The 13388-nt window shown below is 39.6% G+C and carries 10 protein-coding genes and 1 pseudogene; 9 read left to right on the top strand and 2 right to left on the bottom strand.

The window, feature by feature from the left end; genetic code table 11:
* Positions 1 to 20 precede the first annotated feature (20 nt).
* The 9 genes and pseudogenes from MLOOGBEN_RS00685 (at position 21) to MLOOGBEN_RS00645 (ending at position 11331) form a co-directional block, all read left to right on the top strand.
* Positions 21 to 818, top strand: a complete 798-nt coding sequence (locus MLOOGBEN_RS00685) for a DeoR/GlpR family DNA-binding transcription regulator (protein ID WP_179156338.1) — start codon at positions 21 to 23, stop codon at positions 816 to 818.
* Between the two features lie 99 nt (positions 819 to 917).
* Positions 918 to 1937, top strand: a complete 1020-nt coding sequence (locus MLOOGBEN_RS00680) for a Gfo/Idh/MocA family protein (protein ID WP_179156337.1) — start codon at positions 918 to 920, stop codon at positions 1935 to 1937.
* A gap of 17 nt (positions 1938 to 1954) precedes the next feature.
* Positions 1955 to 3016 carry a Gfo/Idh/MocA family protein gene (locus tag MLOOGBEN_RS00675; protein ID WP_179156336.1) on the top strand — a complete coding sequence of 354 codons (1062 nt, stop codon included), beginning with the start codon at positions 1955 to 1957 and terminating at the stop codon, positions 3014 to 3016.
* A 75-nt stretch (positions 3017 to 3091) separates the two neighbouring features.
* Positions 3092 to 3862: a sugar phosphate isomerase/epimerase family protein gene (locus MLOOGBEN_RS00670; protein WP_179156335.1), complete on the top strand. Its 771-nt coding sequence runs from the start codon at positions 3092 to 3094 to the stop codon at positions 3860 to 3862.
* Positions 3859 to 5634: a glycoside hydrolase family 2 protein gene (locus MLOOGBEN_RS00665; protein ID WP_179156334.1), complete on the top strand. Its 1776-nt coding sequence runs from the start codon at positions 3859 to 3861 to the stop codon at positions 5632 to 5634. Before MLOOGBEN_RS00670 ends, MLOOGBEN_RS00665 begins: the two co-directional genes overlap by 4 nt.
* A 23-nt stretch (positions 5635 to 5657) precedes the next feature.
* Entirely contained in the window at positions 5658 to 8804 is a 3147-nt protein-coding gene (locus MLOOGBEN_RS00660; protein WP_218780983.1) for an alpha-mannosidase, read from the top strand.
* Between the two features lie 85 nt (positions 8805 to 8889).
* Positions 8890 to 9099 (top strand): family 4 glycosyl hydrolase, encoded by a 210-nt coding sequence (locus MLOOGBEN_RS00655; protein WP_256988779.1) that lies wholly within the window; start codon positions 8890 to 8892, stop codon positions 9097 to 9099.
* Positions 9100 to 9336: 237 nt separating this feature from the next.
* A pseudogene (locus tag MLOOGBEN_RS00650) lies at positions 9337 to 10185 on the top strand (family 43 glycosylhydrolase); the annotation flags it as partial.
* A 45-nt stretch (positions 10186 to 10230) separates the two neighbouring features.
* Positions 10231 to 11331 (top strand): GNAT family N-acetyltransferase, encoded by a 1101-nt coding sequence (locus MLOOGBEN_RS00645; RefSeq protein ID WP_218780982.1) that lies wholly within the window; start codon positions 10231 to 10233, stop codon positions 11329 to 11331.
* A 122-nt stretch (positions 11332 to 11453) separates the two neighbouring features.
* Here the strand turns inward: MLOOGBEN_RS00645 and MLOOGBEN_RS00640 are convergent, their stop codons facing one another.
* A complete protein-coding gene (locus tag MLOOGBEN_RS00640; RefSeq protein ID WP_179156331.1) occupies positions 11454 to 12227 on the bottom strand; it encodes a sugar phosphate isomerase/epimerase family protein in 774 nt (257 codons plus the stop codon).
* Between the two features lie 23 nt (positions 12228 to 12250).
* Positions 12251 to 13339 carry a Gfo/Idh/MocA family protein gene (locus MLOOGBEN_RS00635; protein ID WP_179156330.1) on the bottom strand — a complete coding sequence of 363 codons (1089 nt, stop codon included), beginning with the start codon at positions 13337 to 13339 and terminating at the stop codon, positions 12251 to 12253.
* Between the last annotated feature and the right edge of the window lie 49 nt (positions 13340 to 13388).

Raw genomic sequence — 13388 nt, 5'->3', positions numbered from 1 at the left:
AATGACAAGGAGTAAAGTACATGATTGTGTCGCAGCGCCGTAAGTTAATAAAAGAGTTATTAATAAAAAATAAGAGTGTAAAGGTCTCTGATCTTGTTGAGCTACTTCATGTATCAGAAGAAACAATCCGGAGGGATTTGAATCAACTTGAAAGAGAGGGCGTTGCCGAGAAAAACTATGGCGGTGCAGTCCTAATAGAGGAGGATGAAAGCCAATTTCTTATTCCTCCTGTTGATAAAAGAAAGTTACAATATTCTCTTGAAAAAGAATTAATCGGGAAGGCTGCAGCCCAATTGATAAAAGAGGGTCAAACCATCATTTTTGATGCAGGATCAACAACTTGGTATGTAGGAAAAAACTTACCAGATAATAGTAACTTAACGATTATAACCAATGCTATGAACGTAGCAGAGGAATGCAGCAAAGATGAAACTGCCTCGATCTACTTATTAGGCGGGAAACTAAGGAAGAATTCAATGAGTCTTGTTGGGCCGCAGGTAGAGACTGAATTACAAAACTACAATGCCGATTATGTTTTCCTTGGGACAGCTGGAATTTCATTAAGGCATGGGTTTACAAGCTCTGATTTGTATGATGCGGAAATGAAACGGGCGATGGTTTCTGCAGGACAAAAGATTATTGTTGTGGCTGACCACAGCAAGCTTCAAAGATCAGGATTAACCCCTTTTTGCCCTTTTAATCAAGCAGATATATTTATTACTAGTGATCTTGCAGATAAAGAAATTCTAAAGGAAATTGAAAAAAGAGGTGTGGAGGTAATTGTAGTACCTATATCAGGTGATACTTTCTCTAGTTAGAAAGGAGTGATGGGATAAAGCAGCCAGTTTGTTTTTTCCCCTGACTTCTATGAAATTAACATACTATAAAAATCAATATGCAAAAAGGAGGTTATACAAGTGGTAAAGGTTGCTTTATTAAGTAAATGGCATGTCCATGCTGATGATTATGCACGGCAGGCAACTCAAAATAAACATCTGGAAATCAAAGTAGTCTGGGACGAAAATGCCGAACGCGGCAATGAGTGGGCAGGAAAGCTAGGTGTTCCTTTTGAACAAGATTTACTGAAAGTGTTAGCTGATCCGGAGATTGAGGCAGTTATTGTAGATACACCAACAAACCTTCACAAGGAGATCATCCTGCTTTCGGCAAAAAATAAAAAACATATTTTTACTGAAAAGGTATTGGCTTTTACGATGGAAGATTGTAAAGAGATTTATGAGGCAGTGAGTAATAACAATGTAAAGTTGATGGTTTCTTTGCCCCGGCTGACTGAAAATTACTTTTTATATGCCCAGCAGGTTATTGATGAAGGGCTATTAGGGAAACTGACCTATATTCGCTGCCGATTAGCACATAATGGTGCTGTTCCGTTTGAGGGACACCCAAACGGATGGCTTCCAAAACACTTTTTTAATAAAGAGGAATGCGGCGGTGGTGCATTTATTGACTTAGGAGCGCACCCGATATATTTAACCAATCGTCTTGCAGGACCGGTAAAAGCTGTTACGGCAAGGTTACAAAAACAATTTGGCTATGATGTGGATGATAATTCCGTCGCTATTATTGAATATGAAAACGGTGCCTTAGGAACGATTGAAACAGGATTTCTTTCAGTACGCAGCCCTTTCCAGCTGGAGCTGTATGGAACGGAAGGAACTCTATTAATAGAAGATAATAAGATCACCTTAAATTCTAAACAGGCAGGCGAGGGATGGGATGCCCCTGAAAAGCTGCCAGAACCACTTCCGCTGCCGATGGAGCAATGGGTAAATTTTATCATTGATGAAACTGAACCAACCATTACAGATAAAGATGTACTAGGGTTAACGTTAATTAACCAGGCAGCAATGATATCACACAATCAAGGACGAAGAGTAGAAATAGCTGAAATAATAATGGATAAACAAAAAGTATAATTCGGAGGCAAAGAAAAATGGTGAACACATTAAGAGTAGGGATTATCGGAGCGGGCGGCATTGCAAAGCATGCACATATTCCAAACTATTTAAAATGCGGGGAAAAAGTTGAGATCGTTGCTGTAAGTGATGTTGTAGAGGAAAAGGCTGATGAATTAGCAGCAGAATTTAATATTCCCCATACTTTTACGAGTTATGAAGAAATGTTTCAGACTCTAAAATTGGATGCTGTCAGTATTTGTACACCAAACAAATTCCATTATCATGCCACACTAGCCGCACTAAATGCAGGGTGCCATGTCCTATGTGAAAAGCCGCCGGCTATGACAGCAAAAGAAGCAGAAGAAATGGCCAACGCAGCACAAAAAGCTGGCAAAATCCTAACCTATGGATTCCATTATCGTCATGCACCACAGGTGGAAGTGTTAAAGCGCTTTATCGACGCGGGTGAACTTGGTGATATTTATGCTGCACGTGTGACGGCAATGCGCCGACGGGGAATTCCTGGCTGGGGGGTATTCACAAACAAAGAACTTCAAGGCGGAGGACCTTTAATTGATATCGGGGTTCATATGCTGGATACGGCATTATATTTAATGGGTTATCCAGAGCCGGATACCGTATTTGGAGTAACCTATCAAAAACTAGGAAACCGAAAAGGACTAGGCCTCATGGGATCATGGGATTGGGAGAATTTTTCGGTGGAAGATATGGCACGCGGAATGATTACTTTCAAAAATGGGGCTTCCATTCTATTAGAGTCTGCATTTGCTGCGAATGTTGAGAAAGCTGATGAAATGAATGTAACGTTAATGGGGGACAATGGTGGAGCAGATGTATTCCCACTAAAAATCTATCAGGAAAAACATGAATCGTTAATTGATCTCACTCCGGCATATTTACCAAAGAGAGATTATCATGAACTGGAACTTAGTAGATTTGTGGATGCGTGCTTAGAAGGAACAACACCATTAAGCACCGCCAAACAAGGTGTCTATCTTCAACAAATCATTAATGGTCTATACGAATCAGCGGCCAAAGGTGAGGCTGTTAAATTAAGTGAACATATTCAGGTTTAACTGAAAATTAAAAAAATGGGAGGCGGCAGTATTTCTTTAAGTTGCCTCTTATTTATTAAATAGGGGGAATTTCCATTGAGTAAAATTGGCTTACAATTATTTTCTGTGTGGAGAGATGCCGAAAAAGATTTTTTAGGGACCATTCAAAAAGCGGCTGAGCTAGGATACGAGGCAATCCAATTTGCGGGCTTTTATGATACACCAGCTAATAAACTACAAACGGTATTAGAAGAAAATGGACTCCTCGCTGCCGGGGCACATGTAGGGATTGAGAAGTTATTGGATGATGAATTAAAAAGGACGTTTGAATACAATAGCGCCATTAATAATAACTTACTGGTTTGTCCTGCGCTTCCAAAGGAAATGAGACAGACAGCCGAGGATTATAAGAAAACAGCAGAAGTACTGAATCAAATTGGAGAAACATGCAAGGAGGCAGGTTTTACTTTCGGCTATCATAACCACGCATTTGAATTTGAACAGTTTGGAAGTGAAACGGGATTTGATCTGCTATTTGGTCACACAGACCCTGATTTAGTAAAAATGGAATTAGATTGTTATTGGGCCGCTTTTGCGGATCAAGATCCGTTAGAAATCATTCAAAAATATGGAAGTCGTGTGGTGTCCCTGCATATTAAGGATATGAAAATGGTTAATGGTACAAAGACTGGGATTGAAGTAGGGAGAGGTCAACTTGATTTTGCCTCGCTAATTAAGATGGGGGATAAAGTTGGTGTTGAGTGGTTCACGGTTGAGCAGGAGGAATTTGAAAGGGATCCTTATGAAAGTCTTTCTATTAATGTAGATACTCTTAAACAATTAATGAGCGAGGCGAAAATTCGATGACTACTATGATTCCTAGACCAGAATATCCAAGACCTAATTTCAGACGAAATGAGTGGTTAAATCTAAATGGCCAATGGAACTTTGCATTCGATGATCACAATAATGGTTTAAGAGAAGAGTGGTATGTGAATCATGACTATCAACAAGAAATTACTGTTCCGTATGCATTTCAAACACAACTAAGCGGTATTCATACCAATGAGTTCCACGATGTTGTTTGGTATGAAAAAACATTTATGATTCCGGACAAGTGGCGGGGGAAACAAATACAGCTGCATTTTGGTGCCGTTGATTATCGTGCAACTGTCTGGGTCAATGGAAGGTTCGTTACTGTTCATGAAGGAGGGCATACATCATTTTCCACTGATATAACAGATGCTTTAATGGGCGGATTAAATAAAGTGGTTGTAAGGGTAGAAGACGTATCAACCGACTTGGAGCAGCCGCGTGGCAAACAATACTGGGAGAAGGAATCTGAAGGGATTTTTTATACCCGTACAACCGGCATTTGGCAAAGTGTTTGGCTGGAGCCAGTCAATCACTCGTTCCTTGAAAGAGTAAAACTAACACCAAACATTGATACAGGTGAAGTAACGGTCGAATACCTTATTCAGAATGCGTCAGATAAACAAGAGCTGGAAATAGAAATCTATTCTCAAGACCTAGTTGTTGCAAAAGAGTCTTGTAAAGTAAATCTTGTTCAACGCAAGAATAAACAAGTGGTTTCGTTGAAGGATTTCCAGAGCGGTAACGGAAAGCTTTGGAGCCCAGAACAACCATTTCTTTATACTGTTAAACTTTTTTTAAAAGAAGAAAATAAGATTGTTGATAAAGTTGACAGCTATTTTGGGATGAGAAAAATTTCTATTAATAACGGAAGAATTGAATTAAACAATATGCCTTATTATATGAAACTAGTTCTAGACCAAGGGTATTATCCTGCCAGCCTGCTAACCGCACCAACGGATGAAGATTTAAAGAGAGATATCGAATTAACGAAGGAAATGGGCTTTAACGGGGTTAGGAAACACCAAAAGGTCGAGGAGCCTCGTTATCTATATTGGGCAGATCACTTAGGAATTCTTGTCTGGGGTGAAATGGCGAACAGCCATACGTTTACAGATAAAGCTATTAAACGAATTTCGTCTGAATGGCAGGAAGCAATAGAACGAGATTATAATCATCCATCCATTATTGCGTGGGTTCCTATTAACGAAAGCTGGGGTGTTCCTCGATTAAAAAGAGATCCCCGTCAAGCGAATCATTTAGTAAGTATGTACTATTTAACAAAATCATTGGATCAGTCGCGTCTAGTCATTTCAAATGACGGATGGGAACACACCGTTTCAGATATCTTAACTATTCATGACTATGAAGGTGAAAAGGAAGTTTTAAAAGAAAGGTATTCCAAGCTTGATAGTACATTACAGTTTACACCTGCAGACCGACTATTATTTGTTCCTGGTTTTCAACATAAGGGTGAGCCCATTATGGTTTCGGAGTTTGGCGGTATTGCCTATCAGAAAAATGAATGGCAAGGATGGGGCTATACATCTGCCGCAAATGACCAAGATTTTATTGAGCGATATTATCAAGTTGTTTCTGGCTTGCTGGAATCACCGCTTGTTCAAGGATTTTGTTATACCCAAATAACAGATGTTGAACAGGAAATTAATGGTCTTTTAACCTATGACAGGAAGCCAAAGGTTGACCTTAGCATAATACGTGAAATCAATGAAGGTAAAAAGCTTACGTTTACTGCGAAAAACTAACCCTTGATCAAGGAGTGTTAATGTTGTATTTTACAGTTGAAAAGATTGAGAAATTTTTAACAGAATTGAAGAATTATATTTATAAAGAAACGTTAGATATCCCTGTTTTTCGCTATAAAGAGTGGGAATTTGGTGATGAAGATAAGGATGCGTACAAAACTGACTTTGATGATCAGAACTGGACAAACTTCCAGGTAGGCGATTTTTGGGGCGGGTATGATAAATCTGCTTGGTTTAGGACCACGATCACTGTCCCTAAGGACTGGAAAAAAGAATGCTTGGTTCTTCATTTTTTGGTTGGCCCTCGAGATGGCGGAGGATCAACGGCCGAATCTTTGTTATATGTAAATGGCGTCCCATTACAGGGAATTGATGTCTGGCATGAGGAAGCATGGCTTCCGCCAGAGCCTCTTGAAAAAGGTGAGATTCAAATTTCCCTAAAAGCATGGAGCGGGGTGTTGAATCCTCCTGATCGTCGAAGATTTAAAAAGGCCAGGCTTGCATGTGTTGATGTTCCAACAGAAAAGTATTTTTATCTTGCTCATACACTCATAAATACAGTGAAGGTCCTAGATGAAAATGAATTTAGAAGAACGAAAATGCTGCAGCTAGTAAATGAGTCAATCTTAAAAGTAGATTTTATAAAGCCGGGTTCAGCTTTCTTCTATCAATCTATTCAAGATGCCTATGAGTTTCTGAAAACAGAGGTGGAGCAATTAAGTGAAATAGAGGAATTAAAGCCATTGGTTACAGCACTTGGTCATTCTCATATTGACATGGCATGGTTATGGCGCTTGGTTCATTCAAGAGAAAAAGCCTCCAGGACCTTTTCAACTGTCCTGCATCTCATGCGTCAATATCCTGAATACCGATACATCCATACATCGCCCCAATTATACAAATATTTAAAAGAGGATTATCCTGAAATCTTTGCAGAAGTTAAACAAAAAATTGCTTCTGGTGAGTGGGAAATCACAGGCGGAATGTGGATTGAGCCAGACACCAATCTCCCGAATGGAGAGTCATTGATTCGTCAAATTCAGTTTGGAAAAAGGTTTATGAAGGATGAGTTTGGTGTTGATACGAGGGTTGTTTGGCTACCAGATGTATTTGGATATTCATGGGCCCTGCCTCAGATTATGAAAAAAAGTGGAATTGACACTTTTATGACAACCAAAATTAGTTGGAATCAATATAATCGGTTCCCATTCGATACGTTTAATTGGCGCGGTATTGATGGCACGGAAATCTTTACCCATTTTATAACCACCCCTGAGGAGGGAGCAAGAGCCTATACGTATAATGGAATGCTGGAACCTCGAAGTGTAAAAGGAATTTGGGATGCCTACCAGCAAAAGGAAGTAAATGATGAACTGTTACTAGCCTTTGGATGGGGTGATGGCGGCGGCGGGCCGACAAAAGAAATGATTGAAACCGCGCGTGCCATGAAAAATCTGCCAGGTCTGCCAAAAGTTCAAATGGACAAGGCCGAAGCCTATTTTGCACGTTTACAAGACACGGTGAAAGATCAATCATTACCGGTTTGGGATGGAGAATTGTATTTAGAGTATCACCGGGGTACTTATACCTCTCAGGCATCCTTAAAAAAAGCAAACCGTAAAGCAGAATTTACCTATCATAATGCGGAATGGTTAAGTGCACTTGCTGACCATTTCAGCGGCAAGGAAAATTATCCACATGCTGCTTTAAATGAAGGCTGGGAACTATTACTCCTAAATCAATTTCATGACATTTTACCAGGCTCCTCTATTCGTCAGGTAAATGAAGATGCGCGCAGAGATTACCAAGCCGTGCAGAGTATAGGAGAAAATGTTCTTAAAGAAGCAAAAGGCTCTATTGAACAAAACATTCAAACTCATGAGGATGCTATTATAGTCTACAATTCTCTATCTTTTGAACGGGATGGTTTGATCGAATTACCTGTTTCTTCAATTTTCACAGAAACAACAACCATTGTGGATGAAGAAGGAAACACCCTGCCAGCTCAGGTCATTCAAGCCGAGGATAGCCAAAAGGTACTGGTTCAAGCTAAAAATGTACCAGCACTAGGATATAAAACGTTTAAACTCGCTGAACAATCAGCTTCGGGGTCCAGTCTTATTGTAACGAAGGAATATATGGAGAATGATTACTACCAAATTACTTTTAATGAAAAAGGCCAGATTATTTCATTATTTGATAAAGTATTAGAACGAGAAGTTATTGCCGAAGGGGCAAGGGGAAATGTCCTTCAGACGTTTGAGGATAAACCAATGAACTTTGATGCCTGGGATGTTGACCTATATTATCAAGAAAAGATGCGTGAGATCGACCATTTAACAGCGGTAGAGGTGCATGAGGTAGGTCCGATTCGCGGCAGTCTTAAATTAACTTGGGAGTTCTATGATTCTACAATTACACAATATATAACGGTTTATAAACATTCACCAAGAATTGACTTTATTACTAAAGCCAATTGGCAGGAGAAACAAACATTAGTAAAGGCAGCATTCCCAGTTGATGTTCGTTCAACAAAAGCAACCTTCGATATTCAGTTTGGTAATATGGAGCGTCCGACTCATTGGAATACGAGTTGGGACCAGGCGCGCTTTGAAGTAGTGGGACATAAATGGGTTGACCTTTCTGAAGGTAACTTCGGAGTCAGCTTACTTAATGATTGTAAATACGGCCACGATGTAAAAGACAATGTGATCCGATTAACATTAATCAAGTCTTCCATTGAACCTGATGAAACAGCCGACCGTGGCAACCATGAATTTACGTACAGCCTAATTCCACATAAAGGGGATTGGCGTGAAGGAAATATTGTAAAAGAAGCCTATCATTTGAATGTTCCATTATTTGCAAATGAACTGCCAGCTAACCTTGATGGGCATTTGCCAGCCTCCTATCAATTTGCCGAGATTGGCCAAGACAACGTTCTGCTTGAAACGGTGAAAAAAGCTGAAGACGGCGATGCAATTCTTATACGTTTCTACGAATATAAACAATACAAAAATAAAATAAATGTCTCCTTTGCAAAACCAATTAAAAAAGCGGTCGAATGTAACTTGATTGAAGAAGCAGAAAAGGAAGCTGATTATCAGAATAAGAATCTTTCATTCTCCGTTTCACCTTATGAAATTAAGACATTTAAAATATGGTTCTAAACAATAAATTCCATAGATAACACCATAAAATACTTTTTATGGTGTTGTTTATCTAGAACAAAATATTGGAGGCAATCAATCTATTTTGAAGATTGCAATGATGGGCGCTGGGAGTATTGGATTCACTCGAAGATTGATGATGGATATTCTAGCAGTAAAAGAATTCCAAGATACAGAATTTCATTTTATGGATATTAACAAAGAAAATCTTGAAATGGTAACAAACTTGTGTCAACAGATGATTCAATTCAACAAACTGCCAGCAAAGATTATAAGGACAGCTAATTTAGTTTAACGATTCTCCGAAAGTAGTCTGAGATTGAGAGGAAGAACAGCAGAATGAAAAAAATATTGACGACTATAGTCATCAGCTTAGTAATGTTATTAAGTAGTTGTTCTACATCAAAGGAAGAACCAGCATTGTCATACAAAAACCCTGTTTTTGAACCGGTACTAGCAGACCCCTCAATTAAAAGCAAAAGATGGATATTTTTATGCCTTTGGAACTGAAGATGACTGGGGAGATCAAGTAGGTGCTCGTTTGATTCCAATTGTCCGTTCAAAAAATTTAGTGGATTGGAAATATGTAGGGCAAGCCTTTGACAAAAAGCCTGAATGGAAAAGTGATGGATCACTGTGGGCCCCTGATATTAGTTATTTTAATAAAAAGTATTATTTGTATTATTCAATTTCAATATGGGGAGATGTGAATCCGGGAATTGGAGTTGCTGTTTCGGATGTACCAGGGGGTCCTTATAAAGACCTGGGGAAATTATTTGATAGTAAATCGATTGGTATAGGAAATTCAATAGATCCAATGATCTTTGTAGATAATGACGATACAGCTTATCTATTTTGGGGAAGCTTTCATGGGATTTTTGGAATTAAACTTTCAAAGGATCGATTAAGTACGATAGGGGATCCATTCCATATTGCTGGGAATGCTTTTGAAGCTTCGTACTTGATCAAACGTGGTGAATATTACTATTATTTTGGTTCAAGAGGGTCATGCTGTGAAGGAGCAAAAAGTGGTTACAATGTAGCGGTTGGTCGCTCTAAGAGTATAACCGGACCATATATTGATAAAGACGGGAAAGATCTAATACAAGGGGGAGGAACCTTGGTTGTAATGGGGAATTTCCCAAATGATAAGGGAAGCAAATTATATTCAGGTCCAGGTCATAACGCGATAATAAAAGATGATAAAGGTACAGATTGGATGGTTTATCATGCAGTAGAAAAAGATAATCCACTTTTACCAAATGGAGCAACAAGACGCCCCCTAATGATTGATCCAATTAAATGGAAGAATGGGTGGCCAACAATAGATGGGCTAGTCCCTAGTAATAAAACAAAACCAAGACCAGAGTTCCATAAGTAATGAGGATTCGTAAGGCAGAAAAATATAACATTACTAAATAATTGAATGGAGAACAAGATGGTAGAATTAAGATTACTAAAATCGGAAACCGAGTACAAACAAGCAATAAAATTAGCCGACAAAGTGTTCCGGGACGAGGGGCATATTTCGATGGGGGCAGCCTTCCCCCAGGTGTTTTCACCTGAACTAAATCAATCATATGGAGCATTTATAAATAATGAATTGGTTTCATATATTGGCTTAGTTCCTTCTATCATCCATCTAGGTGATGCAGAGATTAAAGCCTATTCAATCGGTGCTGTCTGTACTCATCCAGGCCATCGTAAAAAAGGCTTTGCCAGCATGCTCTTAGGTAGGATTTTTACTCATGTTCAGAGGGCTGACGCTTCCATTTTATTTGTATCAGGAAGTTTACCCATGTACTTAAAAGCTGGCTGTTCCTACTATGGTAAATTATTTAAATACGAAATAAATAAGGGAGATTTACTAGGTAATGAAGGCTACTTAGTTAGGGAATTATCCCCGTTTGATTGGTTTTATTTGCGAAAATTACTTCAGGCTCGTCCTGTTTATGTTGAACAAAGTATTTATGATTTTTCAGTCCTATATAAAGCAGCAGGATTTGCTAGTATTCTAAAAATGGAACACAAGATATTAGTTGCCCAATCTGAAAATGACATAAAGGGATTTGTAGTTTTGGGGGTTCCCAATTCTTCATTAGGTTCTTGTGATCAGCCAGCACAAGTCATTGAATGGGGAGGGGAACCGCAAGCTATCCAAACCATTTTAGCAGAAACCTTCCAGAATGGAATAAAATCTCTGAAATGTTCAATTCCTTTGTACGAAAAAGAGCTTAACAAACTACTAAACTCTTTAGAAAAAACAAATGCATCATACCCAGGGACGGTTAAAATTACTAACCTGGATTTGTTGTTAAAACAAGCAGAGCCTTTCTTTAGTGGAAAAGTCAAAATAGTAGAGGTTGATAAAAGCAGCAAAAAACTAATTTTCAATCAAAAGTCAATGATCTTAGACAACGCTTCTTTAGAAAAATTAATCCTTCAAGGAAATCCAACTCTTGGCAGTTATTTAAACGAGATTTTTCCTATACCGCTTCCATTCCCTGAAGGGTTAAACTATGTTTAGGCGAACGTTGCTTAAGCCGCCGTTTGTCGAAGCTCTTATTTAATTCATACAAAAAGGCGTGAAACCGAATCGATCGGTTTCCGCCTCTATCATGAAGAATTTTAAACTATTTGCGGCTAATTTTATGATTGTGATAGAATACGCCTTAAAAAGTCGAGTGAACGCTCCACATCCTCCGTCATGGTTCGGACAGGTTGAGTGCTTCGGGGATGCCATAGTTCGAGTGCCAGCCAGCCGTTATACTGAGCGGCTCCTGCGGAATCGAGCAGGGAGGCGATATCAATATCTCCTTCTAGTAAGTCTTCAGATGGCACATTCCCATATTGATTACGTAAATGAAAGGCATAGACCCGTTCAGTATAGGCATTAACCCACTCAATGGGATTGCAGCCAGATACATGGGCCCAGCCGGAATCTACACACAGTCCTACACTTTGATCTGCATATTGGATGACCGATCTTAGATCTCCTTTAGCATTGTGATTGTCAGCGGCATGATTATGCAGACAAACTTCTAAACCCATTGGGGCAACAAGTTCGGAAATACGAGATAAGTTCTCGCCCTGCTGCTTGAAATGATCCTCTGCCTTAGGAACTACATTTTTCCAGCTGATTGGATCAGCATTTATGAGTAAGTCGGAGCCTTCTGTTACAGCCAAGCGTTCAGCAAAAGGTAACACCGTTTTCTCCACATCCAGATTGTTGAATGGTATATGTAAAGGGAGACCGACATAGGAGGCTGATACGGCCAGTCCAAAGGAACGTGCCAATTTTAGTTTTTCAGTATCAGCATCAATCTCGACAGCATCAAGACCTGCTTCTGCACAAGCGCGGAATAATTCTTCCCAATGTGGTTTTTTGCCATCCATTTTCCAGCGTTCTGTCCAGCCGTACATATTTGATGAAAATCCTTTGATGTTCAAAGTGTTACTCCTTTCTGCACCATTTCTATCAGTTGTTTTTGTTCGGTTTCTGCAGTTGTATATATGGATGTAAGGCAGAGAAAATTATTCAGTGCTTGTTGATTAACGTTAGCATGTGATTCAATGCCTTTCACTTTTCGATAAAAGTGAAGGAGTGGATTGTCGAAAATCGTGTACTCACTTCGCGGTCCTGTTTCTACCTGTTCCTCTACAAGTTGCCCGTGCTTATCGTAACGAAGGAAGACAGGCTGCCTAGAATCAAATGGTGTCCACCTAAGTGAACCAAGTGTACCCTCGATTTCCGCCCTTACATAACTTTCTCCGTGTGCACATGAAGCACGCTCGTAATGGACGTGAATTGGATGGTTACCACTGCTGAAAGTCATGAAGGCGCCGACATGAGTTTCAACATCGAAGGGTGTATCCATGGGATCAATTTCAGTATGGGGCTTCGCTGTCCATGCAGTATTTATCTCAATGGAGGTTGGATTGAGTATGTCATTCAATGTGGCAAAGTCGTAAGGTCCCCAATCCATTAACACGCCTCCGCCGCTTAGTGTTGAATCTAAAAACCAGCGGCTTGCAGGCTGATATTCGATTCCTGATCGGCTTCGTTCCCATTTGTTAACAAACGTAACATGATAGATTTCACCTAGAGATCCGGACTTGATTACTTTCTTTACTGCCTCCATGTGAGGCATGCCTTTAAAACGTACACTGCAGCATCCTAATAATCGGTTATGCTTTTCTGCAAGCTGGACCATTTCTTGAGCTTGAGAACCATTCATCGCTAGAGGTTTCTCACAAAGAACATGGCGGCCAGACTCAATTGAAAGTCTTGAGGGATCAAAATGTGCCGTCGGCGGTGTACAGATAATTACAATATCATCGTTTTGTGCAGTCTCGGAGTTCAGCATTTCTTCCACACTTGTAAAGCCAATTGTCTCAGGAAATTGGCTGCAAAATGCTTCTAGTGCAGCAGGATTTGTATCAGCAGCTCTCAATTGAATCTGTTCGGAAAGTTTTTTTGCCGCTTCCGCGTGTGTCCGGCCAATTACGCCCGCGCCAATTATATAAATTCTCAAATTTATTCACCTCTGTAGAATATTAATGGTTTTACTCTACCATATCCAA

Source organism: Bacillus sp. EB106-08-02-XG196 (genome assembly GCF_013396335.1).
GTDB lineage: Bacteria > Bacillota > Bacilli > Bacillales > Cytobacillaceae > Neobacillus.
This window is presented reverse-complemented; position numbering and strand designations above follow the sequence as displayed.